The sequence below is a fragment of the Methylobacterium sp. AC832 genome, assembly GCF_979256025.1.
Genome location: NZ_CEEDMV010000005.1, coordinates 38,976 through 64,404 on the forward strand (window position 1 = coordinate 38,976; position 25,429 = coordinate 64,404).

28 protein-coding genes and 1 pseudogene are annotated in these 25,429 nt (G+C 63.8%); 21 read left to right on the forward strand and 8 right to left on the reverse strand.

Going from position 1 to position 25,429, the window contains the following annotated elements:
* Window positions 1-76 precede the first annotated feature (76 nt).
* Window positions 77-583 (reverse strand): Lrp/AsnC family transcriptional regulator, encoded by a 507-nt coding sequence (locus AC0IXR_RS17535; RefSeq protein ID WP_018042510.1) that lies wholly within the window; start codon window positions 581-583, stop codon window positions 77-79.
* Window positions 584-834: 251 nt separating this feature from the next.
* Here AC0IXR_RS17535 and AC0IXR_RS17540 point away from each other — a divergent pair, with 251 nt between their 5' ends.
* The 6 genes from AC0IXR_RS17540 (at window position 835) to AC0IXR_RS17565 (ending at window position 7,979) form a co-directional block, all read left to right on the forward strand.
* Window positions 835-1,632 (forward strand): phosphoadenylyl-sulfate reductase, encoded by a 798-nt coding sequence (locus tag AC0IXR_RS17540; protein WP_471761622.1) that lies wholly within the window; start codon window positions 835-837, stop codon window positions 1,630-1,632.
* Window positions 1,629-2,564 carry a sulfate adenylyltransferase subunit CysD gene (cysD, locus tag AC0IXR_RS17545; protein WP_471761623.1) on the forward strand — a complete coding sequence of 312 codons (936 nt, stop codon included), beginning with the start codon at window positions 1,629-1,631 and terminating at the stop codon, window positions 2,562-2,564. Before AC0IXR_RS17540 ends, cysD begins: the two co-directional genes overlap by 4 nt.
* A gap of 1 nt (window position 2,565) precedes the next feature.
* Entirely contained in the window at window positions 2,566-3,966 is a 1,401-nt protein-coding gene (gene cysN, locus AC0IXR_RS17550) for a sulfate adenylyltransferase subunit CysN (RefSeq protein ID WP_056428843.1), read from the forward strand.
* 180 nt (window positions 3,967-4,146) lie between these two features.
* Window positions 4,147-5,349, forward strand: a complete 1,203-nt coding sequence (locus AC0IXR_RS17555; protein ID WP_311276215.1) for a pyridoxal phosphate-dependent aminotransferase — start codon at window positions 4,147-4,149, stop codon at window positions 5,347-5,349.
* Between the two features lie 594 nt (window positions 5,350-5,943).
* Window positions 5,944-6,237 (forward strand): hypothetical protein, encoded by a 294-nt coding sequence (locus AC0IXR_RS17560; RefSeq protein ID WP_056428847.1) that lies wholly within the window; start codon window positions 5,944-5,946, stop codon window positions 6,235-6,237.
* Window positions 6,238-6,320: 83 nt separating this feature from the next.
* A complete protein-coding gene (locus AC0IXR_RS17565; RefSeq protein WP_471761625.1) occupies window positions 6,321-7,979 on the forward strand; it encodes a calcineurin-like phosphoesterase C-terminal domain-containing protein in 1,659 nt (552 codons plus the stop codon).
* Between the two features lie 47 nt (window positions 7,980-8,026).
* Here AC0IXR_RS17565 and AC0IXR_RS17570 read toward each other — a convergent pair whose 3' ends face one another.
* A complete protein-coding gene (locus AC0IXR_RS17570; protein WP_056454930.1) occupies window positions 8,027-8,605 on the reverse strand; it encodes a type 1 glutamine amidotransferase domain-containing protein in 579 nt (192 codons plus the stop codon).
* A gap of 231 nt (window positions 8,606-8,836) precedes the next feature.
* Here AC0IXR_RS17570 and AC0IXR_RS17575 point away from each other — a divergent pair, with 231 nt between their 5' ends.
* Entirely contained in the window at window positions 8,837-9,058 is a 222-nt protein-coding gene (locus AC0IXR_RS17575) for a hypothetical protein (RefSeq protein ID WP_056428854.1), read from the forward strand.
* A 9-nt stretch (window positions 9,059-9,067) separates the two neighbouring features.
* Here AC0IXR_RS17575 and AC0IXR_RS17580 read toward each other — a convergent pair whose 3' ends face one another.
* A complete protein-coding gene (locus AC0IXR_RS17580; RefSeq protein ID WP_056428856.1) occupies window positions 9,068-9,457 on the reverse strand; it encodes a hypothetical protein in 390 nt (129 codons plus the stop codon).
* Window positions 9,458-9,770: 313 nt separating this feature from the next.
* On the opposite strand from AC0IXR_RS17580, the gene AC0IXR_RS17585 reads away from it, so the two are divergent.
* Together AC0IXR_RS17585 and AC0IXR_RS17590 are read left to right on the forward strand one after the other, a co-directional pair.
* The gene (locus AC0IXR_RS17585) at window positions 9,771-9,980 is read left to right on the forward strand and encodes a cold-shock protein (protein ID WP_026175704.1); all 210 of its coding nucleotides are present in this window, start codon (window positions 9,771-9,773) and stop codon (window positions 9,978-9,980) included.
* A 201-nt stretch (window positions 9,981-10,181) separates the two neighbouring features.
* Entirely contained in the window at window positions 10,182-10,412 is a 231-nt protein-coding gene (locus AC0IXR_RS17590) for a hypothetical protein (RefSeq protein WP_056428857.1), read from the forward strand.
* Between the two features lie 381 nt (window positions 10,413-10,793).
* Here AC0IXR_RS17590 and AC0IXR_RS17595 read toward each other — a convergent pair whose 3' ends face one another.
* Window positions 10,794-11,621 carry a 3'(2'),5'-bisphosphate nucleotidase CysQ gene (locus AC0IXR_RS17595; protein WP_311276218.1) on the reverse strand — a complete coding sequence of 276 codons (828 nt, stop codon included), beginning with the start codon at window positions 11,619-11,621 and terminating at the stop codon, window positions 10,794-10,796.
* 323 nt (window positions 11,622-11,944) lie between these two features.
* Here AC0IXR_RS17595 and AC0IXR_RS17600 point away from each other — a divergent pair, with 323 nt between their 5' ends.
* On the forward strand, window positions 11,945-12,457 hold the full coding sequence (locus AC0IXR_RS17600; protein WP_056428970.1) for a DUF6101 family protein: 513 nt from the start codon (window positions 11,945-11,947) through the stop codon (window positions 12,455-12,457).
* Window positions 12,458-12,470: 13 nt separating this feature from the next.
* Here AC0IXR_RS17600 and ubiA read toward each other — a convergent pair whose 3' ends face one another.
* The gene (ubiA, locus tag AC0IXR_RS17605) at window positions 12,471-13,427 is read right to left on the reverse strand and encodes a 4-hydroxybenzoate octaprenyltransferase (RefSeq protein WP_311276220.1); all 957 of its coding nucleotides are present in this window, start codon (window positions 13,425-13,427) and stop codon (window positions 12,471-12,473) included.
* Between the two features lie 38 nt (window positions 13,428-13,465).
* Window positions 13,466-13,939, reverse strand: coding sequence for a hypothetical protein (locus tag AC0IXR_RS17610; RefSeq protein WP_056428862.1), 474 nt, complete (start codon window positions 13,937-13,939; stop codon window positions 13,466-13,468).
* A 235-nt stretch (window positions 13,940-14,174) separates the two neighbouring features.
* Between AC0IXR_RS17610 and AC0IXR_RS17615 the strand changes: the two genes are divergently transcribed.
* The 6 genes from AC0IXR_RS17615 to AC0IXR_RS17640 all read left to right on the forward strand — a co-directional run bounded on the left by AC0IXR_RS17615 (window position 14,175) and on the right by AC0IXR_RS17640 (window position 18,258).
* The gene (locus AC0IXR_RS17615; RefSeq protein ID WP_056428867.1) at window positions 14,175-14,927 is read left to right on the forward strand and encodes a 16S rRNA (uracil(1498)-N(3))-methyltransferase; all 753 of its coding nucleotides are present in this window, start codon (window positions 14,175-14,177) and stop codon (window positions 14,925-14,927) included.
* A gap of 129 nt (window positions 14,928-15,056) precedes the next feature.
* Window positions 15,057-16,424, forward strand: coding sequence for a glutamate--cysteine ligase (locus AC0IXR_RS17620; protein WP_056428870.1), 1,368 nt, complete (start codon window positions 15,057-15,059; stop codon window positions 16,422-16,424).
* 152 nt (window positions 16,425-16,576) lie between these two features.
* A complete protein-coding gene (locus AC0IXR_RS17625) occupies window positions 16,577-16,984 on the forward strand; it encodes a hypothetical protein (protein ID WP_056428874.1) in 408 nt (135 codons plus the stop codon).
* Between the two features lie 84 nt (window positions 16,985-17,068).
* Window positions 17,069-17,305: a sulfurtransferase TusA family protein gene (locus AC0IXR_RS17630; protein WP_056428876.1), complete on the forward strand. Its 237-nt coding sequence runs from the start codon at window positions 17,069-17,071 to the stop codon at window positions 17,303-17,305.
* A 110-nt stretch (window positions 17,306-17,415) separates the two neighbouring features.
* Window positions 17,416-17,982 carry an NUDIX domain-containing protein gene (locus tag AC0IXR_RS17635; protein WP_207412555.1) on the forward strand — a complete coding sequence of 189 codons (567 nt, stop codon included), beginning with the start codon at window positions 17,416-17,418 and terminating at the stop codon, window positions 17,980-17,982.
* Between the two features lie 12 nt (window positions 17,983-17,994).
* Complete coding sequence (locus tag AC0IXR_RS17640; RefSeq protein WP_471761627.1) at window positions 17,995-18,258, forward strand: hypothetical protein; 264 nt, start codon at window positions 17,995-17,997, stop codon at window positions 18,256-18,258.
* Window positions 18,259-18,752: 494 nt separating this feature from the next.
* Here AC0IXR_RS17640 and AC0IXR_RS17645 read toward each other — a convergent pair whose 3' ends face one another.
* A complete protein-coding gene (locus AC0IXR_RS17645; protein WP_471761628.1) occupies window positions 18,753-18,914 on the reverse strand; it encodes a hypothetical protein in 162 nt (53 codons plus the stop codon).
* Window positions 18,915-19,191: 277 nt separating this feature from the next.
* Here AC0IXR_RS17645 and AC0IXR_RS17650 point away from each other — a divergent pair, with 277 nt between their 5' ends.
* From AC0IXR_RS17650 to AC0IXR_RS17665, 4 genes are all read left to right on the forward strand, one after another.
* Window positions 19,192-19,365 carry a glycoside hydrolase family protein gene (locus AC0IXR_RS17650; protein WP_471761809.1) on the forward strand — a complete coding sequence of 58 codons (174 nt, stop codon included), beginning with the start codon at window positions 19,192-19,194 and terminating at the stop codon, window positions 19,363-19,365.
* A 573-nt stretch (window positions 19,366-19,938) separates the two neighbouring features.
* Window positions 19,939-20,289 (forward strand): hypothetical protein, encoded by a 351-nt coding sequence (locus AC0IXR_RS17655; protein ID WP_471761629.1) that lies wholly within the window; start codon window positions 19,939-19,941, stop codon window positions 20,287-20,289.
* Between the two features lie 134 nt (window positions 20,290-20,423).
* Entirely contained in the window at window positions 20,424-20,699 is a 276-nt protein-coding gene (locus AC0IXR_RS17660) for a hypothetical protein (protein ID WP_471761630.1), read from the forward strand.
* A gap of 483 nt (window positions 20,700-21,182) precedes the next feature.
* Entirely contained in the window at window positions 21,183-22,016 is an 834-nt protein-coding gene (locus AC0IXR_RS17665; RefSeq protein ID WP_082470640.1) for a phosphotransferase family protein, read from the forward strand.
* Between the two features lie 479 nt (window positions 22,017-22,495).
* On the opposite strand, the pseudogene AC0IXR_RS17670 reads toward AC0IXR_RS17665, so the two are convergent.
* Window positions 22,496-23,224: pseudogene (locus AC0IXR_RS17670) on the reverse strand (DUF4113 domain-containing protein); the annotation flags it as partial.
* A gap of 45 nt (window positions 23,225-23,269) precedes the next feature.
* Between AC0IXR_RS17670 and AC0IXR_RS17675 the strand changes: the two are divergent.
* A complete protein-coding gene (locus tag AC0IXR_RS17675) occupies window positions 23,270-24,289 on the forward strand; it encodes an IS481 family transposase (protein WP_056428894.1) in 1,020 nt (339 codons plus the stop codon).
* Window positions 24,290-25,429 lie beyond the last annotated feature (1,140 nt).

A 25,429-nucleotide genomic window follows, 5' to 3' on the forward strand; every position in this document is an offset into this window, starting at 1 on the left:
GTCAACGGGATGTCCGTTTTACAGAACGACGTCGGGGTAGAAGGAGCTGCCTATCCTTGCAGCGCAATAGAGAATTTTATTCTCCCGCCACGACCGAGAGGGTTGGCGTGAAACGACCGTTCGAGGGAGCGGCCGGAAGCGGAAGTGCCGTTGTCGACTTCACTTTTTCCATGGCGAAGCGCGACGTCACGTTCTTGAGCGGCAAGGTGGCGATGAGCTGCTTATAGAATGTGTCGTAAGCCTGCATATCAGCGACAACGACCCGCAACATGTAATCCACATCCCCCGCCATGCGGTAGAACTCCAGCACTTCGGGCATGGCGGCGACGGTCGAGGCGAAGCGCTCGAGCCAATCGCGGGAATGGTCCGACGTTTCGATGGACACGAAGACGGTGAGGCCGAGACCCAGTTTGACGGGATCGAGAACCGCGACCCTGCGGTCGATCACGCCATCGGCTTCGAGGCGCTGGATACGCTTCCAGCAGGGCGTCTGAGACAGGCCGACCTTCTCTCCGATCGTCGCGATCGACAGAGTGGCGTCGTTCTGCAGCAGTGCCAGGATCTTCAGATCGATCGCGTCCACGTTGACCTCGCTAAGCAGTTCCGATCGGTGGCGCCGAGGTGCGCGGAGGCACGACGTCGACCGGCGAATTGAGAAGGATATTCCTTCGACAGGCAACCAATCCGGTCGCTGCGCCTTTGCAAACCATAGCGGCGTCCGCGTGGGAATGCCGCGCCGCGATGGCCGCTATGCCTTGACAGCGTTCGTTATAGCGAACATTTCAGGCGGCAGACAAGCAGGCATCTTTCAGGCAGTCGTATCGAGCACCGCAGATGAGCAATTCCCTGGAACGAACGGCGCGGGACCTCGCGTCCACGATGGCCGGCCTCGATCTGCGGGGCCGGATCCGCGCGATCGAAGCCGCGATCCCCGGCCGACTGGTCTTCACGACCAGCCTCGGCATCGAGGATCAGGCTCTGACCCACGCCCTCGCCATGGCCAAAGGGCGGACGGAGATCGTCACGCTCGATACCGGACGGCTCTTTCCCGAGACCTACGATGTATGGGCGGAGACCGAATCGGCCTACGGCATCCGCATCCAGGCCTATGCACCTGAGCGGCTCGCCGAAGAGGCGTTCGTCCGCGACGAGGGAATCAACGGCTTTCGCCATTCGGTCGCCGCCCGGCAGGCCTGCTGCGGCTTCCGCAAGGTCGAGCCGCTGGGCCGGGCCCTCGACGGCGCCGCCGGTTGGCTGACGGGCCTGCGGGCTGGCCAATCCGCCAATCGCGCGGATACGCCCCTGGCGGAGGCGGACGAGGCGCGTGGTCTCATCAAGATCAATCCGCTCGCGGATTGGACCAGAGCCGATGTCGACCGCTTCGTGATCGACAATTACATCCCCTACAACGTCCTGCACGATCGCGGCTTCCCCTCGATCGGCTGCGCCCCGTGCACGCGTGCCATCAAGGTCGGCGAATCCGAACGCGCCGGCCGCTGGTGGTGGGAGCAGGAATCCAAGAAGGAATGCGGCCTTCACGTGCACCAGCCCGAGGCGAACGTTCAGCCGGGCCAGGAAGCCGCCGCGTTCGAATCCGTACCCCGCAACAGCAATCTGGAGATGGCCCGATGAGCGCCGCCACCGCCCTGGCCGCCACGCTGCCCGAGCGTCTGACTCACCTGCAGCGTCTCGAAGCCGAGAGCATTCACATCATGCGGGAGACGGTCGCCGAGACCGAGAACCCGGTGATGCTCTATTCGATCGGCAAAGATTCGTCGGTGCTCCTGCATCTGGCGTTGAAGGCCTTCGCGCCGGGCCGTCTGCCGTTCCCGCTGATGCACATCGATACGACGTGGAAGTTCAAGGAGATGATCGCGTTCCGCGATCAGCGCGCCAAGGAGCTCGGTCTCGATCTCATCGTCCACACCAACCAGGACGGCCTGGCCCGGGGCATCGGCCCGATCAGCCATGGTTCCGAAGTCCATACCGACGTGATGAAGACGCAAGGCCTGCGTCAGGCGCTGGACAAGCACAAGTTCGACGCGGCCTTCGGTGGCGCGCGCCGCGACGAGGAGGCGTCCCGCGCCAAGGAACGCATCTTCTCCCTGCGCACGGCCCAGCACCGCTGGGACCCGAAGCGCCAGCGCGCCGAGCCCTGGCACCTCTACAATCTCAAGAAGAAGCGCGGCGAATCCCTGCGCGTCTTCCCGATCTCGAATTGGACCGAGCTCGATGTCTGGCTCTATATCGAGCAGGAGCAGATCCCGATCGTGCCGCTCTACTTCGCCAAGCCCCGCCCCGTCGTGGAGCGCGACGGCCAGCTGATCCTGGTCGACGACGGCCGCCTGCCCCTGAACCCCGGCGAGACCCCGCAGAACCTGTCCGTGCGTTTCCGGACGCTTGGCGACTACCCGCTCACCGGCGCCGTGGAGAGCCATGCCGCGACCCTGCCCGAGATCATCGGCGAGACCCTGGCCGCTCGGACCTCCGAGCGTCAGGGCCGCGTGATCGACAAGGACGGGTCGGGCGCCATGGAGCGCAAGAAGCAGGAGGGGTATTTCTAAGATGACGATCCATCAGTCACCCGAAGCTTTCGGCTACGACAGCTTCCTCGCCGCTCACCAGAGCAAGGAAGTGCTGCGCTTCATCACCTGCGGCTCCGTCGATGACGGCAAGTCGACCCTGATCGGCCGCCTCCTGCACGACACCAAGCAGATCTTCGACGATCAGGTGACGGCGCTGCAGCGCGATTCGCGCAAGCACGGCACCCAGGGCGCCGAGATCGACCTCGCCCTTCTCGTGGACGGTCTCCAGGCCGAGCGCGAGCAGGGCATCACCATCGATGTCGCCTATCGTTTCTTCTCCACCGACAAGCGCTCGTTCATCGTCGCCGACACGCCCGGCCACGAGCAGTACACCCGCAACATGGCGACCGGTGCCTCCACGGCCGATGTCGCCGTGATCCTGGTGGATGCTCGGCAGGGTCTCACCCGTCAGACAAGGCGGCACGCGCTGCTGGTCTCGCTGCTCGGGATCAAGCGCGTCGCCCTCGCGGTGAACAAGATGGATCTAGTCGGCTGGTCGCAGGGCAAGTTCGAGGAGATCACGGCGGCGTTCGACGCGTTCGCCGCGCCCCTCGGCTTCACCGAGATTCGGCCCATCCCGCTTTCCGCCAAGAACGGCGACAACGTCGTCCTGCCCGGCGCCGCCGTGCCCTGGTACACGGGAACGCCGCTCCTCCAGTACCTGGAAGAGGTGCCGGTTCGGGTCGAGGAGCAGGCCGCTCCGTTCCGTCTTCCGGTCCAGTGGGTGAACCGTCCGAACTCCGACTTCCGCGGCTTCTCGGGCCTGATCGCCAGCGGCCGCGTCGCCCCTGGCGACGCGATCATCGTCGAGCCTTCGGGCCGGACCTCCACCATCGCCCGCATCTACACCGCCGATGGCGACCTGCCGCATGCCGTGGAGGGCCAGTCCGTCACCCTCGTCCTCGCCGACGAGATCGACGCCTCGCGCGGTTCGGTAATCGTCACGGCCGATGCGCCGATGCGGGTGAGCGACCGTTTCGACGCCCGTCTCTTCTGGGCGGCCGAGACCGAACTCCTGCCCGGCGCCACCCTGCTCGCCAAGATCGGCACCGTGACGGTGAACGCCACCGTCACGACCATCCATACGCGGATCGATCCCGAGAGCGGCAATCCCGTTCCGGCCGCCCGTCTCGTGGCCAACGACATCGCGGACGTGACCCTGAGCCTGGACCGCGCCGTGGCCATCGATGCCTACGCCGCCAACCGCGATACCGGCGGGTTCATCCTCATCGATCGCGAGACCACCGATACGGCGGCCCTCGGGCTGATCCATGCGGACAAGGCCTCCGCAACGGAGAAGGACGAGCCAGAGGCGACCCGCGCTGCGAAATCCGGCGGAGGGTTCCTGTCGAAGCTCCGTTGGGTCTTCGGGGGCATCTGACCTCAGGGCACATCTGTCCTCATCAGTACGAAGCGGCCATCCCGAAGCGTCATCGCGCCAGGGGTGGCCGCTTTGATGTGTCCGCCAGCCTTGCCGGCTCACAGCTCCGGGATTAGGGTCCGCGCGCTTTTTGAAGAGGCGCGTATCGGCGCCCATCTGACGTGATCGGAGTAGACCATCATGGGCTTTCTCGCCGACGCCCTGTCCAAGGTGAAGCCGTCCGCCACCATCGCGATGACGCAGAAGGCCCGTGAGCTGAAAGCCGGCGGGATGGACGTGATCAGCCTGTCGGTGGGTGAGCCCGATTTCGATACGCCAGACCACATCAAGGAAGCGGCGATCGACGCGATCCGTCGCGGCGAGACCAAGTACACGCCGGTTTCCGGGATCGTGCCCCTGCGCGAAGCGATCGTGCGGAAGTTCAAGCGCGAGAACGGCCTCGATTATAAAGCGTCGCAGACCATCGTCGGCACCGGCGGCAAGCACGTTATCTACAACGCACTCCTGGCCACGCTGAACCCCGGCGACGAGGTGGTGATCCCGCGTCCCTACTGGGTCTCGTATCCGGAGATGGTGGTGCTGTGCGGCGGCACGCCGGTCTTCGCCGAGACGGACATGGAGCATGATTTCAAGCTCCAGCCGGAAGAACTCGAGCGGGTGATCACGCCGAAGACCAAGTGGATCATCCTCAACTCGCCGTCGAACCCCTCCGGCGCGGCCTATGCCCGCGACGAGCTGAAGAAGATCACCGACGTCCTCATGCGGCATCCCCATGTCTGGGTGCTCACGGACGATATGTACGAGCACCTCTGCTACGGCGATTTCGAGTTCGTCACGCCGGCCCAGGTCGAGCCCGGCCTCTACGACCGGACGCTGACCATGAACGGCGTCTCGAAAGCCTATGCGATGACGGGCTGGCGCATCGGCTACGCCGCCGGTCCCGAGCACCTCATCAAGGCGATGGATTTCGTCCAGGGCCAGCAGACCTCCGGCGCCTCCTCGATCTCGCAATGGGCGGCGGTGGCGGCCCTCGACGGCACGCAGGAGCATCTCGCCCGTTTCCGCGCCGCTTTCCATGAGCGCCGCGACCTCGTGGTTTCCATGCTGAACCAGACCAAGGGCCTCAAATGCCCGACGCCGGAAGGCGCCTTCTACGTCTACCCGTCCTGCGCGGAGACGATCGGGCGCAAGGCGCCGTCGGGCAAGGTCATCGAATCGGACGAGGATTTCGTGCTGGAACTGCTCCAGGCCGAGGGTGTCGCCGCCGTTCACGGCTCGGCTTTCGGCCTCGGACCGAACCTGCGCATCTCCTACGCCACGTCGAACACGGCGCTGGAAGAGGCCTGCACCCGCATCCAGCGCTTCTGCGGCTCGCTGAGCTGAGACGTCGAGCGCCGACCAACACCAACCCGGTGCCATGAGGCAGCGCGGTCGAAACCCGCTTCGATCGGAGCGGTGGGAATATCCTCACCGTTCTTCGCTGCAGTGATGCTGTCCCCGGCGTGAGCCGGGAATGCCGACATGGACGAGCCTCGCCGAGGCCGATCCCATCCAGTCCCGTGTTCCGCCAGCGGACGAGCCTGCGGCGGAAGGGCCCTATGCGGCCGGATCGGTTGCCGGCTCGGTGTAGGATGTCTACATCGGCGGTCCCCGCGGCTAATGCGTTCGACGGTTTCGCGAACCCTCTCGGACTTGCGTGGCTGCAGGGCTTGCCGTGACGGGGCGATGCGGACCAGTTCTCTGCGTCGATCCTGTGAGGCCTGGTGGGCCGGGTCGCGTCAGGTGTGTCACGAGTGCGGGGAACAGGAACCGTCGCCGTGGCTGATGGCCCACGCTCATTGCGCGCTCAGCTTGTCGAGCCATTTCAGGACAAGTGCCGGACGAGTGCTTGAGCGGATTGGTTTACCGACTTCACGCACAAGTGAGACGGGCCGGGGAACCGGCCAGGTTCCTCCGCGTAGTCTCGGGCTCCTCCTCATGCGCCGCCTTCTTACCAACGGCACCAAGGCGATCGTCGCCATTGCCGCGCTTTCCACCGCCGCCCATTGGGCCATGCGCCTCCAACGCGAGCCCGCGCTGTCCGCCGTGCCGGTGGCAGCGATGAAGGACCCGGTGGCGACGGGGTCGATCCCCGTGAGAGCCGTCGAATCCCCCGCCGGTGATCGCCTCGTGGACGTGACACGCGGGCTCGACCAGAAGCGTCTCGGCGAGTTGATCTCCGGGGCCGCCGTGACCAAGCCCAAAGTCGAGAAGACCGTCGCCACGCATTGAACGGGCGACGCTCGCCGGAAGCGTCACGCGATGGTCAAAGGCACGTGGTTCGGTGTGGCCGACCCGTTGCAACAGGCTTTCGCATGATGGACCGATCCGCTCTGACCCGCCGCCAGACCATGGCAGGCGCCGCCGCACTGGCGCTGTCGGCCAGTTCCGCCCGGGCGTCGGAGCGTGCGACGGGCATGGTCTACGAGAGTGTCTCCGGCGAACGGATCGGCATCCCGGATGTCGCCGTCTCCAACGGCCGGGACGTGGTCCTCACCGATCGTCAGGGCCGCTACGGCCTCGATGTGTCGGATGGCGACACCGTCTTTGTGGTCAAGCCGTCGGGCTTTGCCCTGCCGCGCGACGAGAACAACATCCCGCGCTTCAGCTACCTCCACCAACCGCAAGGGACGCCGCCCGAATTGCGGCTGCGCTATCGGGGCATCGACCCGACGGGACCGCTTCCCGCCTCCATCGATTTCGCGTTGTCGCGCCAGGCGGAACCGGATGCCTTCGAGGTGATCCTGTTCACCGATCCGCAGCCCGAGAGCCCGGTGGAACTCGGCCATGTCCGCGATACGGCGGTGACGCGCGTCCTCGGGACGAAAGCCGCCTTCGGCATGACCACGGGCGACATCCTGTTCGACGATCTCTCGTTCTACGGCCGCTCGAACCGCATCATGGGGCGCATCGGCATTCCCTGGTTCCATATCGGCGGCAATCACGATCTCAATTTCGAGGCGCCCGACGCACGCTACAGCCGCGAGACCTTCAAGCGGGTCTACGGAGCGCCGTACTACGCCTTCCACCGCGGCAAGGCGCTGTTCCTGATGCTGGACACCGTCCATTATCTCGGCGCCGCATCGGGGGTGGGCGATGGGGTAGGGCGCTACGAAGGGCGCATCGGCGAACGCCAGCTCGCCTTCGTGGCCAACATGCTGGCGCAGACGCCCAAGGATCGCCTCGTGGTCATCGCGATGCATATCCCGCTCTACACCGACCTCAACCCGGACGATCCGCGCCAGAACGTGATGGACCGCGAGCGCCTGCTGGACCTTCTGGGCGACCGCCCGGTATTGAGCCTCGCCGGCCATACCCACACGACGGAGCATCATTATCCCCGTGCGGGCGGCGCGGGGAGCCACCATCACCACGTCCTCACCGCCGTCTCGGGCTCGTGGTGGAGCGGCCCCTCTTCCCGCACCGGCATCCCCTCGGCCGACAGCCGCGACGGAACACCGAATGGCTTCCATGTCCTGTCGGTGGACGGCGCCGGCTACACGACCCGCTACCGCCCGGCCCAGGGCGAGCCGGACGAGGGGATGCGGATCGTTCTGGAGAGCCAGTATCGCGGCGGCGCGGGCGAGGTCCTGCGCGATTACCGGCCGATGCAGACCCTGCGGTCGCCGGTGCCGCGAGAGAGCCTCTCCGCCACCAATCTGGTGGTGAACGTCTTCGACGGCGGCCCGCGCACGCGGGTCTCCTATCGGATCGGCAGCGGCCCGGCCGTCGCGATGGTGCGGACGCGACGCCCCGATCCGTTCGTGAACGAGGTCTACCTCCGCTATCCCGAGGCGAAGAAACCCTGGGTGAAGGCGGAGCCCTCGAGCCATATCTGGGTGGCACGTCTCGACGGGGACATCCCGGCCGGCAGTCACCGCATCACCGTGGATGTCGAGGACGAGTATGGTCGTCCGCTCTCCTCCGGCCTGGTGCTGGAAGTCACCGGCGAAGTCGGGTCATCGCGCGGCTGAGTCGGACAGCCCGCCCGTTTCGGGGCGGGCGGAGCGCAAGCTTGCCGTCAGGCGGCCAATTGGCGAGCGCCGTGGTTACCCTCTTGGATCTCCTCGACGATCTTGGCGCAGAACGCGTCGAGGTCGCCCGGATTGCGGCTGGTGACGATCCCCTTGTCGGTCACCACCGCCTCGTCGTGCCACTGGCCGCCGGCATTGATGACGTCCGTCTTGATCGATGAGAACGAGGTCAGGTTCAGGCCCTTCACGGCACCGGCCTCGATCAACAGCCAGGGCGCGTGGCAGATGGCGGCCACGACCTTGCCGGACGTCAGAAAGGCCTTGATGACTTCCAGGGCCTTCGGCTCGAGCCTCAGCTTGTCCGGGTTGATCTGACCGCCGGGGAGGACGAGCGCTTCGAAATCGGCCGGGTCGATATCCTCGAGATCCTTGTCGACCGCAACGTTCTTGCCCCAATCGGTCTTGTCCCAGCCGCGAATGGATTCCCGCGATTCGCGTGACTTCGGCGATGCGACGACGACGCTGGCTCCGGCCCCCCTGAGATTCTGCAGCGGAACGGTGAGCTCGGTTTCCTCGAAACCGTCTGTCGCGACGATGAGAACCTTCGACTGCTTGATGTCGGCCATGGCAGATCTCCGCATGTGTTCAAAGAGGTAGCGGAAGAACCGGTAGCGGCTGGGGCAGGTTCCTGGACGGGCCGAGGCGCAATGCAGCCACGGCGGCAGCACAAGGCTCGAATTCATGCTTTGCTGGAACTGGCGACGATCGGGGCGGGTTGGTCCGACAGACGACCGACTTAACGTCGGAACGCGATCCACCTAGAAGCGCGATCCACCTAGAAGCGAAGGAGACGCTGAATGGCCAATCCAGGCCTACCGATCCCCGAGCCGCTGCCGGGCGGAATCCCCGGTGATCTGCCACCGCCGCCGCTGCCGCCAGATGAAGGGCCGGATATCGGCCCGACCGGACCACGGACCCCGTATCCTGTCGACGATCCCGGCGTCGACGAGCCGAAGGGACCGGGCTCCGAGCCCGATTATCTGCCGGGCGGACCGACCGACCCCGGCGTCAGGATGTGATCGAGGGGTCTAGTGATCCCCGTGTGACGCGCGCACGTCCCGGGGCGCACTGAGGATTTCAGAGAGGCTCGTCACCACGTGGCGGGCCTCTTCGTCCGTCAGGCGCAGCTGGAAGGGGGGAAGCGCCCCGGCCTGCAAGGCGACCACGGCCTGTCCCTGCTCGTCGGTGCCGACCTCAATGGCGGACGAGGTGACTTCGAGCATGGCGATATCCTCGTCGCTCAGATCGTCCGGCAGGTCGACATCGTCCGGCTCGTCGATCGCGGTCAGCAGCTGTCCCACCGCACGCACGAGCGCACGGGCCGCCCGCGCATCCATGACGACGGCCGTGGCCTGATCGTCCTTCTGGAATGAGAGCTGGATGTTCGCGCCTTCGAGGGAAACCGAGATGCCCGCCATGAACCGCCTAATTGCGTCGCCTAACTGCCTGGAACAGGTCCCATATATGCATGTCGCGGACCGAAAAACACGGGGTCCGATCGGAGTCCCATGAGAGTGCAGCGTGCCGGTGCGGCAGGCAAGATCGAGCCGGGTGCCTTGTTGCCGCCGCACAATCAGCCTACATGGAGGACAGCGGGCATCAGTGAGCCGAACGCAACGTGCATCGCACGTCTCACGACCTGCTGATCCCGTCAAATGTAAAAGAGGACCGGCGCCGGGTATCTCGAGCAGATGCACGTCTTTGGTCAACGAACGATACGAGGTTCTATTCGTGAATACCGGCACTGTTAAGTGGTTCAACGAAACCAAAGGCTACGGCTTCATTCAGCCCGATGACGGCGGCAAGGACGTGTTCGTTCACATCTCCGCCGTCGAGCGCGCGGGAATGCGCAATCTCATTGAAGGTCAGAAGGTCTCCTACGAGATCCAGACCGACAAGCGCAGCGGCAAGGACTCGGCTGGTAACCTCCAGGCGGCTTGACGCCCCCGGCGCCAGCCCTCGGGGCTGGCGTCACCATCGGCGATCGAGCGCCGTGTCCGCCGCCATCCCGACGATCTCCTCTGGGGAGACGAGTTCGCTGAGGATGGCATCCCTCCCACCCTTCAAACCTCTGACTTACGGAACACGGAGCTAAGCTCGTTGTTCTGCACACCAAGAAAATCTGAAAGATCACAAGAAAACATGTTGTTCGAATACACCCGGCGCCGCGGCGTCCGTTCGCCCATCACCGATGCAGCGACATTCAAGGTAGGAAAGCTGAAGCAGACGACGTCGCGTGATGCGCAGGACATCGATCTCAGCCACCTCATCGATACCTCATACAACTACCATTCGCCCCGTGAACTGCGCTGGCACCTCGCCGAGCGGCTCGGAGTGGCTCCCGAAGTGGTCGCGGTTCGCGAACACGCCTGATCGGGCTTATCCTGCGTCGAGGGCATCGTCCCCGCGCTGATGGACGTTTCGCGCCGAGTTCCTCACAGGGCTCGGCGTTTGCGTGTCCGGGCCAATCGCGCCGGCACGGGGGCGGGGGAGAATCACTTCGGTCGTCTCGACCATCGGGTGTCCCGCACCTCGCCGGATGCCTGCGCTTACCGGGTTGAACGCTCAGGTCCATGGCGCCACGGAGCACCGCAACGCGGCCGGATTCGTCGATCGGCCCGGAGGCCTCGAAAGCCTCGCCGATGGCGGTCGAAACCCGGCTCGATTCCGGTCGATTTCACCGCCGCATCCACACGCAACCGACGCTTCGCCAGGCTGCGAAGGGAATGACGCGTCGTCGCGATGACGAACGCTTCAGACCCGCGTCAGAGCTGCAACGACATCGTCGCGCAGGGTGTCCGACATCGCGATCAGGGCCCCGTGGACGGGATCTGGTCTATTGTAGGTCGTGCGATTTCCCCGCAGGTCGCTCACCGATCCTCCCGCCTCGCGCAGGAGCAGGTCGGCCCCGGCGAGGTCCCAGTCGCGCGCGTCGGACGAAACGAGGCCGATATCGATCGATCCCTCCGCGACCCTGGCCACCCGCAAAGCAAGGGACGGCACACGCGGGATGATCTTGAAATCGACCGCTTTTCCATCAACGGAGCCGCCCCGTGCAAGCTTATCGGCCATCGGTTTCGGTCCTGTCACCCGCGCACCAGCGAGCCCGGCCTGTCGCGAGACCGACAGCGAAACGCCGTTGCACGTCGCGCCAGCACCCGCCACCGCCTCGTAGAACTTGTCGCTGACGGGAGCATGGACGAAGCCGAGAACCGGCTGCCCCTGCGAGAGCAACGCCACCGAAATCGACCAATCGGGATGGCCTGTGAGGAAGGCACGGGTGCCGTCGATGGGATCGACGATCCAGACGAGGTCGGAGCCCAGGCGAATTGGATCGTCGCTCGTTTCCTCCGAAAGCCAGGCGGCCTTCGGCAGCAAAGCACTCAGCCTGATCTTCAGGAACGTATCCACCGCCACATCGGCTTCCGTCACCGGAGAGCCACCGGCCTTCGACCATGTCCGGGCCGTCGTCTGTCCGTCCGCCCGGAAGTAGGGAAGGGCGAGGGAGGCAGCTTCGCGGATCGCCGCCCGCAGATCAGGGACGAGGGCCTTGGCGGCTTCGATCGACATCGTGTCGGACATGCGTCTCCGAATCTTCGGGTTTTCTCGAGAAGGGATGCGAATCGGGCCTTTCCGCGCCCTGCGGCGGGAAGAGACTGATACCGTTGTAGGGCGGGCATCCCATGCCCACAAGGATCGAGGATCCGGAGATGCACCGCGATCCTGAGGAATGAAGCAAGGAAGTGTTGAGCATCCCAATCGCTTCCCCGCCGTCCACGATCGCTTAACTGTGGCTATTAAGGCGGTTTGAGGAGGTTAGACGCAAATCTGCTTGTCATAAGAGACGGCCCGATAGAGGCCGATCACACCAACAGGGCGTCGGACCAATGAACACTTTCTCAAACATGAATCCAACCGAGACAAACGTCGGCATCGCCACCGATCACTGCCTGCAGGATGGCGTCGCGCTGAGCTCCGTGGCGTTCACTACTTCGGTTCTGCCGATCACCGGCCGCGTCGCCGGTGGTACCGTGGCCGTCGGTGTCGCCCTGGCCTTCGCATCCGAGGATTCCGATGCCTGCGACGAGGATCGCTTCGCCCTTCTGCTCGTGGACGAGACCGGCGCCACGCTGGGTCGTCTCGGACCTTATGGCGATGACGATGTGGTCGCGATCTGGCGTGATTGCTCGGCCCGGACCGGCCTGCCGCGGATGATCGTGCGGGAAGACGGCACCCTAGCAACCGTGTCGCGCCAGCTCGGCCGTGTCGCTCTCGGAACGACCCGCACCCGCCGTCGTCACGGCCTGCTCAATGGCCGCCGCCCGCGCTTCCTCGTCCGTCGTAAGACCGGCGTGCTGCCGGTGCGTCCCCTGATCTATCGCGGTGAGAGCGAGATCGTCGGAGGCGCGCTGTCCTGAGGCCGGACCGGCCTCAGAAGAGGGCCTGCCACAGGGCATCGGCCGATAGGCCAGCGAAAAGTATCAACCCGGCATCGCGGTTAGAGCGGAAGAGCAGCAATGCCCCGCGCCCGTCACCGGGTTTCAGACGGAAAACCTGCCATCCGAGATGGGCGGCAAACAAGGCAACGCCGAGAAACCCGACAGGGCCCGCACCAGCCAGTGCCGCAGCTGTGGCAATGGCGGCGGCCGAGACCGCGTAGCACAGGCCGATGGCGGGCTTCAGACCACGGCCGAACAGACGGGCCGACGAGCGGATGCCGGCGATCTCGTCATCCTCGATGTCTTGAACCGCATAGATCGTATCGTAGCCGACGATCCACGCAAACGCGCCGACATAGAGAGCCAAGGCCGGCGCACCGAGACTGCCGAAGGCGGCGACCCAGCCCATCAGCGCTCCCCACGAGAAGGCGAGGCCGAGCACCGCCTGGGGCATCGACATCACCCGTTTCATGAACGGATAGATCGCCACTGGCAGGAGCGACGCCATGCCGACCCAGATGGCGGTAGCGTTGAATTGTAGTAGCACGGCCAGACCGACCAGCGCCTGCATCACGAGGAAGATGGCGGCGGACCGCGTCTTCACCTGCCCGGAGGGGAGGGGGCGAGAGCGCGTGCGCTCCACCTGCGCGTCGAGATCACGGTCGGCGATATCGTTGTAGGTCGAGCCCGCCCCTCGCATGGCGATGGCGCCGATCAGGAACAGGAGCAGATGCGCCGGGTCCGGAAACGGCTTGTGACCGGCGAGCGCCGCCAGGGCGGCCGACCACCAGCACGGCAGGAGCAGTAGCCACCAGCCGATCGGCCGGTCGATGCGGGCGAGGCGGAGATAGGGACGGAGGCCGCGCGGGGCGAGACGATCGACCCAGTGGCCGACGACAGCATCCGCGACCTTCCCGTCTGCGCCGTCTGGCGAGGTCACGCCCGCCATGGGCGGGCGCAATCGTGGACCGAAATGGCAGCCAAGGCCTAGAGCGCGCCCTGCGGCATCTTCAAGCTGCCCGTCAGGCCTGGCCCGCCGAGCATGCCACCACCGCTACCGCCGCCGCCGTTCTGGGCCTGCGCCCGCGCCTGGGCTTCCATCTTCGCGGCCTGGGCGGCGACGCCGCAGATCTTGGTGCGGATGCCGGCGACCTTCAGATGGTCGGCCTTGAAGCCTTCGGCGAAGGAATCGGGAATGGAGCACCATTCCTTGTTGGCGGCGATCCACTTCACGCCTTCGTTGCCGTTGGTCTGCAGCTTGCCGAACAGCGCGCAGGCTTCGGCGGGGGTCATCTTCTTCTTGGAGTTCGACGCGGCATTCGCCTTGGCCACGAGATCCTTGCGCGACTGGAGCGTCTTCTGGATCTCACCGCATTCCGCGTTCTGCGCGAAGGCGGGACCAGCGATGAGAACGGAGCCGAATGCAGCTCCGGCGACGGCCGCGATGATCTTCGATGACATAGTTGGATTTCCCTCTCCCCCAATCTACACCAGTGCCTTGCCGTGGCTGCCGGAGCGATTGCCGAACCTCGTTGACGTCTCGCCATACGAATGTGGCGTCTTTCGAGACGTAAATGGCCGGTAAGGTTTGCGTTTGGGGAAACTCGACAAAATCCAGCGCTGTTGCCCCGGCGCATCACTCGCAATCGGACGCCGGCGTTGACAGGCCTGCGAACGCGGGCGACCACGCTGAGCCATGGCAGCATACGACTTTACCGCCCCCCGCCTTTTCGTCGAATGCGACCTTGGTGAAGGCACTGTCCTTCCCCTGGAACGCGCCCAGGCGAACTACCTGCTGAACGTCCTGCGTCGTGGCCCGGACGATCCCGTCCTCGTCTTCAACGGCCGCGACGGCGAATGGCGCACCCGCATCGCTCAGAGTGGGCGCAAGAGCGCAGAACTGATCGTTGTCGAGCAGGTACGCCCTCAACCCGAACGTGCCGACCTGCATTACCTCTTCGCGCCACTGAAGACCGCCCGGCTCGACTATCTGGCGCAGAAGGCCGTGGAGATGGGAGCCGGCACCATCCGGCCGGTCTTCACCCGTTACACGCAAGGCGAGCGGATCAATCTCGATCGCCTGCGCGCCAACGCCATCGAAGCGGCCGAGCAATGCGGCATCCTGGCGATTCCCGATCTTCCCGACGCGGTCCGGCTCCCCGTAGCGCTCGCGGAACTCGCGCCCGAACGCCTCCTCGTCTTCTGCGACGAGGACGCCGCGGTGGCCGATCCTGTCGCGGCCCTGCGCGGCGCCGCCGACCCGGCGGCGCCGCCGACCCTGGCGGTTCTGATCGGGCCTGAGGGTGGGTTCTCGGCAGAGGAGAGGGAAATGATCGCTGCGCGACCCAACACAGTCGCGCTATCCCTCGGACCTCGGATCCTACGGGCGGATACGGCGGCCGTGGTGGCTCTCACCTTGGTGCAGTCTGTGCTGGGAGACACACGCTGATGAGCCCCCCACCACGCCGCGTTGTTCATGGCTCGCGGCTGGACTAAGGAGTCGCCATCTTCAAAGGGGCTCCTCCGCTGCGGTCCGGCCTGCCTCTCACCACACACGACCTTCATCACGAGGCAGCGCATGGCGCGCGATACGTCCGACACGACACCGCTGACGAAGCGGGACGAACTGATCGCGTGGTTCGCCGAGGGCGAAAAACCGCCCGAGCGCTTCGCCGTCGGCACGGAGCACGAGAAGGTTCCGTTCTACCGGAACGGCAACGCACCCGTTCCCTACGCGGGCGAGACTGGAATCCGCGCGCTCCTCGAAGGCGTTGCGCGCGAAACCGGCTGGGAGGCGATCGAGGATGCCGGCAACCTGATCGGCCTCGCCGGAAATGACGGGGGAGCGATTTCGCTCGAACCTGGCGGGCAGTTCGAATTGTCCGGCGCGCCGTTAGCTGATGTCCATGCCACCGAGCGTGAATTGCGCAGCCATCTGGAGGCGACCGCGCGTGCGGCAGACCCACTCGGAATCGGTTTCCTCGATCTCGGCATGAGTCCGAAATGGACCCGCGAGGGAACGCCGGTCATGCCCAAGAGCCGGTACAAGATTATGGCTGGCTACATGCCCAAGGTCGGCTCCCTCGGCCTCGACATGATGCTGCGTACCGCCACGGTGCAGGTGAATCTCGACTTCTCCTCAGAAGCGGACATGGCGGCCAAGATGCGGGTCGCCCTGGCGCTGCAACCGGTGGCGACGGCGCTCTTCGCGAACTCCCCCTTCACCGACGGGCGCCCCAACGGCTTCCTCTCGCGCCGCTCCGAGATCTGGCGCGATACCGATGGCGACAGGACTGGCATGCTGCCCCGCGCCTTCGAGGCTGGCTTCGGGTATGAAGCGTATACCGACTGGCTGCTCGACATGCCGATGTATTTCGTCAAGCGCGGAGAGACCTATCACGACGTCAGCGGCGCCTCGTTCCGCGATCTCATGGATGGGCGGCTCGCGGCGCTTCCCGGCGAGAGGGCTACGATGTCGGACTGGGCGAACCATGCCTCCACGGCTTTCCCCGAGGTCAGGCTCAAGCGCTACATCGAGATGCGCGGCTCAGATGTGGGCGGCGCGGACATGATCGTCGCGCAGGCGGCGTTCTGGGTCGGGCTACTCTACGACGATGCCGGGCTCGCGGCGGCCTGGGACATTGCCAAGGCTTGGAGTACCGCAGAGCGCGAATGCCTCCGCGCCATCGTGCCACGTCTCGGCCTCGCAACACCGATCGCCGGACGCAGTCTGGGCACTGTGGCAGCGGAAGCCCTGGCCATCGCCCGCAAGGGTCTTGAAGCGCGCGGGCGCCGTGATGCCCAGGGACGCGATGAAACTCACTTCCTCCAGCCCCTCGAAGCCATCGTCGCCAGTGGTCATTCGCGGGCTGAGGATAGGTTGGCGGATTACGAGGGTCCATGGCGGCGCTCCGTCGATCCGGCGTTCACGGAATGCGTCTTCTGAAGAGAGGCTATTGACTATAAACCCATGTCTTCTTGAAACGACAATTGTGCCGGTGCACACGTTCGGCCGATAGTGCCTCGTCTGTTCCGGAACGGTTCATCAAAGATGGTGTTTTAACGGTGCAGGTACACTCGAATTAGGAGATCGCCCGCATGTCGCGCATCATGTCCCTTGTCCTTGCCGGTTCGACCGCCGTCGGTCTGGCGGCAGCTCCTCTCTCCGGCGCACAAGCCGCCCCGATGCCCGCTCTGACGTCGGCACAGGTCGCTGGCGGCTCTGCCGTGGAGACCGTTCGCTATGGCCGCTACTACGGCGGCGGCTACGGCTACCGTCGCGGCTATTATGGTGGCGGCTATCGCCGTGGCCCCGGCATCGGTGGAGCCCTCGCGGCGGGTGCCGCTCTGGGCATCATCGGCGGCGCCATCGCGGCGAGCCAGGCTCCCCGCTACGGCTATTACGACCGCGGCTACGCACCAGCCTATGGGTATGCCCCGGCCTATGGCTACGCGCCCGCCTATGGCTACGCCCCGGCCTACGGCTATCCTGCCTACGGCTACTGACATCATCCACGAAGCCTCGTCTTCGGCTCAAGCCCCGCCCGAGGCACCAGCCTCGGGCGGGGCTTGTCGTATCGTTGGGCAGATATGACCGACGCGCCACTCGTCCTCGATCTCAGCGGCCTGAAATGCCCCCTGCCGGTGTTGCGCACCCGCAGGGCCATGCGCGGCCTGGAACCGGGGGCGCAGCTGACCATCCTCTGCACCGATCCGGTCTCGGTGATCGACATCCCCCATCTCGTCACCGAAGAGGGCGATCGTCTCGTCGGTCAGGGCCGCGACGACGGCGTCTTCAGCTTCACCATTGAGAAGGGCGGCACCTGAAAACGCGTTCATTCCGCACTGTCTTCGCCTCAATGATGCGGCAACTCGCGGTTAGGTGATCCCGAAGAAGGCCGCGTGACCGCCCGTGGCCGGAAGACGGGAACGACTATATGGCGCCGGTGATCCGTGGCACCCGCATCCTGCACGATGGCTGGAGCCGCTTTCTCGTGGCAGAAGTCACGATGCCGGACGGCACGCGCCTGACCCGCGAGATCGAGGATCACGGCCGCGCGGTGGGGGTTCTGCCCTATGATCCCGAGCGCCGCGTGGCGCTTCTGGTGGAGCAGTTCCGGCCACCCACCTTCTTTGCGGCTGGTACCCTGTCGCTTCTTGAGATCCCGGCTGGACTCCTCGACGAATCTGAGCCCGAGGACGGCGCGCGCCGCGAGGCCTTCGAGGAGACCGGCGTCCGCCTCGGCACCCTCGAACGCCTGACAACTGGGTGGTCAATGCCCGGGATTTCTACCGAACAGATGGACCTGTTTCTAGGTGCCTATAGCGCCGCCGACCGCTCCGGCCCCGGCGGTGGGTTGGCCGAGGAACATGAAAGCATCACTGTTCACGAGATGCCCCTGGCCACCCTCGCCGCCATGAGCGATCGGGGCGAGATCACCGACATGAAAACCCTGGTGCTTCTCTTCGCACTGCGGCTTCGTCGGCCGGATTTGTTCGCCTGAAGCACCAATCCGGTGGGTACGGCGCGCGTCCTATTCGATCTGATTGCCGGCACCGTCACCCTGTCCACGAACACGGGCGGCGTCTTTACTAACCTCGCCGGCTCCATCGAGAAGGTTTCGGCGGACTTCTACCTCATCACCATCACCGCAACCTGCGCCACCACCGCCCTCGTGTCCCGCCTCTGCTTTGGCGACGACGCGAAGGCTCTTGCGTATCTCGGCGGCACGACCAAGAGCATGGACCTTTGGGCGTGCTCCTTCGCTCCGGCGGCCTAGCCCCAGCACTCTTCCTTTGACAAACTCACCGCAGTAAATCGCGCCCCCCCCCCCGAGCGGGCCACACAGAGGCGATGACTGTGCCGCCCGTTGGCAGCGGAATCTCGAATTACATGAGCCGCGAATCAGAGAGGACACCGTCGTCTTCACCCGTTGCCGCCGATCAGCATCCGCCATCTATGCATTTCTGTGCAAAGGGCGCCGGACTGCAGGCAATACCTGAAGTTTTGGGGACGCTCGTGCCTTGTTTCAGCGTAATATTTATAGTCGCATAGGCGCTCGCCGCGCCTTCGTAGCGGTTAAAGCTTCTGGCCAGTAGCCGGCCCATTCGATGAGCGCGATCGCCAAGGCAATAGCGATCACGGACAGCGCAACAATCGCCTCGGTCTTCGTCCAACGCCGTCGCGTCCACCGGCTTAAGATGATCGTCAGTCGTAGAAGCTGATCCATCCGGGCAGCTTATCACCGCAAAACCGGCCGGTCGCCGCACATGCTCAAGCCAGCAGCCAGCGGCCGGGATGCATGGCGCCAAGGGCCATAAGAACAAGCCCGACTGCTTCCACGGCAACGAGACAAGTCAGGATCGCGTCCGGCGCAAATCCTTCAGCAAAATGTTCTTCCGGCTCCGGCAAGTGCTCGTTGTCGAAGTGCTGCATTCCAAAATCCGCCCCCGGTCCGGAAAGCCGATCGTAGGAAGATAATTTTGTATTCACTATTCGGGAGACGACGCATGGGCGCGTCCGCCATCATGACCCAGCTGGGCATTGCCGCGCTTAAATCGCGGGAAGGCGTGCAGCTGGAAGCCTAGCTCGACGGAGTCGGTGTGTCGACGACCGGCTACGGCCACACCAAGGGCGTCAAGCTCGGACAGGTCACCACCAGGCCCATGCCGACGCGTTTTTCCTCGGTGACCTCGCCTCGCACGCGCTGCCGATCCTGTCCGCCATCAAGGTCTTGGTGGCCGAACACGAGCGGGAAGTCCTGATCTCCATCGCCTTCATCATCGGTGTGGGCGGCTCTACCGGCTCGACGTTCCCCCACCGCTTGAGCGCCGGCGAACGGAAGGGCTGCGCCGAGGCGATCATGCTGTGGATTAAGAACAAGTAGCTGCCCCCCGACTGCCGAGCGGGACCAGTTCCTGACGCCCTGCACCAAGGCGGCGCCGAAGGCCCGTAGCACCGACGCGAAGCCGGTCAGCGCGCCGCTCACGGCATCGGTGCCGCTGGACGTTCCACCCGTCGTGCCGGCGCCGGCCGCTTCCTTAATGATCCCGCCGGCTATTCCGGTGCCTTCGCCGGCAGCGAAGCCACTGACGAGCCCACAGTAGTCTCTTAGCCGAGCATGCTGGTCATGTTCCTCAACGGCTTCATCAACAACCAGATGGTGGGTCCGAAGGGGGCCTGCTTCCGAGCCTTCGGCGCGGCGGTGGGCTGCTTCATCGTGGTGCAATTCACGTTCGCGCTGACCTATGACGTTTTCACCGTCGCCCATTCTCCCGCCTCACCATTCCCGTCTTCGGCACGCTTGCAGGGTTCGAGGCCCTGTCGGTCTACATTGCCGTCCTGGTCGGCGTTTCACGCAAGAGCCGGCTTGGTGCGGTTCTCGACAAGCTGGAAAGGGTCGACGGGTAATGGGATGACTGGATTTTCTGGATACCACCATCGCCCGCCAATCGGTTGGATGGTGACCCGCGTGCGGGGCGACAAGGAGCACCTTCCGCCGCCGGTGCCCGCAACGCCGGCCGATGTGCCGGCGCCGTTCCAACAAGTGCAGCGCGAGGTCACCGGCGTGATGGAGGAGATGCGCGACTTCGCCCGGCGGCAGACCGTGGACATCAACAGCATCGCCGAGTGCGTGCGGACCATGCGGGATGAGGCGAAGCAGTACACAAGCTTGCTGACTGCAATCGAACGAGAGCAGGCCACCGAGAACCGGACGCACGGACGCGACGCGCATGCTAAGCGCGCTCCTCCGTCCCAATTAGTCCGACGCGCTACCGCGCCTGTTTGTCGTCCTCAGAGCACGATATGACCCGCCCAGTGAGAACCAGAGCGGTTTTTTGTAACGGATCGGTTGCAACGGCACCAGCCAAGCTGAAACCTTATTGGGATCTCAGCACTTATTTAGCTCAAGCGAAACACTGCTGCCTCAATTTGGATACATCCATGAATAAATTGATCCTTGTTACCGCTACGATTCTGCTCGCTGGTCCTGCTCTCGCTCAGGGTGTTGCCCCAAGGCAGCCAAGCGGGTCAGGAACGGTCATCGAAAACCAGCCGAACACGACCGGCAATGACCGCGACGTGACAGTTTCGCGTGGGGCGACTGGTGCCGAAACGGCTACGAGCGACTCGGCCGCGGGCGGCAATGCCAATCAGCCTTCGCGTGCCGTGCCAAACGGTAGCGCTGGCGGCGGCGGTGGGGGCAACGGCGGGCTCTGATCTCCACTCTGAGAAAGCCGGCTCATAAGCCTCGCAGACATTAACCCACCCGGCTGACGCCGCGGCGGGTTTTTCGTTTGCAGCCTTGCCACGAGACATCCGGTCACCGTTTCATCCGGCTACTGGCGTAGTTTAACGGTTAGATCACAAGCCTAAGAAACCTGAACCAGGGGTGCGACTCCCCTTGGTGGCTCTATCCTTCTCCTCAAGCCCGACTGCCGTCACGGCCATGAAGGCTTTCCCGCGTTTTAGGAGCACTGTCGGGGCAATTCCGCTGCCGTCTAACAGGCATGAGCGTGTATTTCGCCCCGAACAGACCCTACCCGCGCGGTTCCCGCCCCCGCAGGTATTCGGTGAGTTGTGTGCGCCTAAGCACATCAAGCTTATGTCGGAAATCTTCGTAATCGCGAATGGATTGCCAACTCACTATCGTTGATCCTAACTCCTAGCTTGGCACTGAGCGGGGCATAGAGATGGATCGACATGTCGGCGACGCCAGAAATCGCTTTTGAGCAAGCTCATCACGTGGGCGAGGGGCGCAGTGCAGAAGTTTTTGCAGACAGGTCCGGACGAGTACTCAAACTCTACAAAGCAAAATGGGGCAAGCAGCTGGCGAAAAAAGAGTTCGTTGCGACATCTTTTGCCCGTTCCCATGGCCTGCGTGTCCCGGCTCCTTTGGGCATAATTGAGCAAGATGGACGAAGTGGTGTTATATTTGAACATATTTACGGCAAAACAGTCCTAGAACATTTTAAAAGTAACCCGCTCGGAATGTTAGGCGCGTTACGAAAACTTGCCGTCATTCAGTATAGCATTCATAAAATTGAAAACCCGCCGCTTCCGGACCAACAAGACGCGATCCGTATTCAGGTATCCAGAGCTCGGGTGCCGTCCTGGTTGAAACAGACAACGCTCGCGGTTCTCGACCGCTTACCGGATGGTAACAGGCTTTGTCATGGGGATCTCCATCCGGAGAACGTTCTCTACACATCCGAGGGCTTGGTCGTCATAGACTGGGAGAAGTCAACATCTGGTCATCCGGCGGCAGATGTCGCCCGTACCGACCTCATCATCCGATGCGGACGCGTCGGCGAGACTCGCACGCTAAGAAAAGCGATAGACAGAATTATTCGTAAAGCTTTGGCAGAATTTTATATTCGGCAGTATTGCCAGTTGAGCATGATCAGCAGGCAGGATGTCATGGCTTGGCGTTTGCCGATGCTTGTTGCTCGCCTTTCCGGTCAGGTCGCTGCAAATGAGCATGAAATTCAGGCAGAAGCTTCAGAGCTCGGAACTCAGTTCGCGCATCTCGTATGAAGAATGGTCACATCGCCCTTAGCTGAACTCAAGCGCAGCGAGCGCAAGCGGAGGCCAGACTCGTAGGTATTGACAGGCAGGTTTCCCTACCTACCTAGCGCCTCGTTAAGGAGGCTGTCATAAAAGATAATTCAGATTATTTCCACGAAGTGCAATATGAGCCCGGTGGCTGGTCAGTTATCCACCGGGAAACGAAAGATGCGACGCTGGTACAGGGCGTTCGTCAGGTGGGCCTGTCCAGAGAGGACGCCGACAACGTCGCTGAGGCTTTGAATACCATGGAAGCCGAGAAGTCGGGATTATCTGCCACTTCGACGGAGAGCCTCAGTGAGGTCCACGCTCCCCAAACTCAGCCGTCAGCGCCCTTACGGTCACCTTCGCCATCTCCACCGCCTCGGCCCGTGTGACGCGCTTGGCGCTCTGCCGCCGGAAGGACATGGGATAAAAGGGGTGTGCGTCAAAGGTATGATCGCCTCTTCTCACGCATGGGCCGTCGGCAGTTCCGATACCTGTGTCGTGTAGCGTGCGCTCCGCATCTCGAACTTAGTCGACCAAGTCCGCTACTCCTCCAGGCCGGCCCGCGCGCGAACAACAGCGCCGCGTCCGAAGCGCCGATTGCACTCGTCCATCGCGGCCATCAATGGAGCGTTGCGCTTGCGGTCGAGCGGTCCGATCAGGGTCGTTGGGTCTCATCGAGCAGCTGGAGGTCGGTCGTGATGACGCCGGCCTTGCTGTAGCGCCATGGCCGGTCGCCTGGCGCCTCACACCAGATACAAGCGACGCCCTCACGCGCCGCCTTGATCAGCCGCCAGTGTGCCGTTCGTCGCCTCAGGTAACGTAACCGTCGTCGAGACGGAGCGCGTCGGGTCCCCGCAGTCATGTTCAGACGTGTGGTAGAAAACCGAGACGTGGGTCGTGCCGAGCCCACCTCGGCGCAACTGCTCATCCAATCGGGTCGCGTCAGCTGACACCACCTGCTCCATCGTTGCGCCGTCCTCGATCCGGCTGGAGAACGGCCGCGTAAGGACACAACCCTTCCGTTGAGCCGGTAACAGTTCGAGCGGAAGGCAGCACACACCGCGCAGCTCATGGATGATGAGGCCTCCGACCACCGTCATCGCCTTGCGGACGGGACGCGGCTCGAGGTCGCGCAAGTCGGCGATCGAATCGACGCCCATGCCTTCTAGCTTCGCTAGCTGTTTGATCCCAGGGTTTGATGGTGCAATCTTCACGTTGGAGTGGAAGGACGCGCTATGGGCCAGGTTCTTCACGGCAGCGCCACGACGACTGAGGCGGTTCGTCGAGCGATCCAGCATAGTCAAGCGAGCCTGAGGGCTCTCTCGAGACGCTACGGGATCAACCAGAAGACCGTCGCCAAGTGGAGGCAGCGGACCTCGGTCGCCGACCAGCGCACGGGTCCGAAGGATCCGCGTTCGACGGTGCTTTCACCTGAAGATGAGGCGGTCGTGGTCGCCTTTCGTCGCCACACGCTCCTGCCGCTCGACGACTGCCTTTACGCGCTGCAGGCCACGATCCCGCACCTGACCCGCTCGTCGCTGCACCGCTGCCTGCAACGCCACGGCATCAGCCGACTGCCGGAGGTCGACGGTGACAAACCCAAGCGGTCGCGCTTCAAGGCTTACCCGCTCGGCTACTTCCACATCGATCTGGCCGAGGTTCACACGGCGGAAGGGCGGCTCTACCTGCTCGTCGCCATCGACCGCACGACCAAGTTCGCCTTCGTCGAGCTCCATGGACGAGCGACGCGGCGGGTCGCGGGCGATTTCCTCCGGCATCTCATCGAGGCCGTGCCCTACCGGGTGCACACGGTGCTCACCGACAACGGCACCCACTTCACCACACCCGGCAACGTCGCCTCGGCCGCCTCCATCATCCAGGAGGCGATTGCGGCCGGCGAGACCTTCCGAGCTCACAGCTTCGAGCTTGCTTGTGCCCGCAACGATATCGACCATCGCCTGACCAAGCCGCGACACCCCTGGACGAACGGACAGGTCGAGCGAATGAACCGCACGATCAAGGACGCGACGGTCAAACGCTATCATTACGAAAGCCACGCGCAGCTTCGCGACCATCTGGCCGACTTCGTCAGCGCCTACAAATTCGCTCGCCGCCTGAAGACCCTGCGTGGTCTCACGCCCTACGAGGCCATCTGCAAGGCATGGTCCGCCGAGCCCGGCCGCTTCCGGTCAAACCCGCTCCACCAAATGCCGGGACCAAACACGTCAGCGTCCCGAGAACCTATGGCAACTTGACCCCGCCCGGCGAAAGCTGGAACCAGACGCAAAGGAGTGGGCAACCAACAGCGGTGATCTACGTTGCCTGTCTATCTCAGAGGGCAAGCCATGACCAATATCGATGCCATCTCCCGATACGCTGTTCGCTTCGAAGCAAGCGGCTGGGCCGTGATTAACATAGCAACTGGCGACCCCGCTGTTGTCGGAGGCGTTCGCCAGAGGGATTTGCTCCTTGAAGATGCAGACGATGTGGCGAAGCATCTTAACATCCAAGAGCGCTCCTAACCGACTTCGTTGGCAAGTGAGCACGATAGGGCCTCGTTCAGCCTCGGCTGGGCGGGGTCTTCTCCTGCGAGCCAGTCCATGCCTATCCGGCGGACGGTCTTCTTGATAGAAAAGCGCCGTCAATTCACAAGATCCACCTCTGTCGGGGCCTTGGCATTTGACAATCGCCGTGACCGCTTTCGTGGTGCATGAGGCCGATGACTGAGCAAACCCCACCGGTCCGTTCACCTGATGCCGAAGCGAAGCGAAGCGCGCGAGTTCAGGCAATTAAGGAAGGACGAGTCAGAATTCGCGCAGCCTTGCGTAAAGCGAAGCGCGCGGACGAGTAGGCTCAGAGTGAGTCTAACTCAGAGGGGACTTAGCTCTTCCCGGCCCTATCGGGGCGTGCAGATGATCCATTGCATGATCGGTTTTTGACCCACCCGGCTCGCGCCGTGGCGGGTTTTTTCATATCCCTGGGCCTTCGAGGGGCAATCGCGATTGCGACAACTTGATTGGTATATGCGCGCCCAGCTGTTCTCGATAATCCCATCCTCCTCGCCCCAGCAACCGAGAATGGCGAGATCCGCAGCCAGCTAGCCGAAGCGCAGGGGCAGTGTGTCGAGCTGGCCGTGGATGCCGGCGAACTCAATGCGGAAGTCGAGGCGCCGCGGCGGGAGTTGGCTGAGTTCCTGAGATTCGATTTACGATTTTTCCTTATTCGTGGCGTCTCACGCCCATTGCAACTGGGGCGTCATCATAGGCATTTGTACCAACCTCTAGACCAAGCCCTAATGGTTGCGCTGCACCCCGGAGCCTACTTTCAAACGAACGTGACGAATGGCGTTTCGTGCGAATTCCTCCATGATAGTTTCTTTAATTCGACTGAATTCG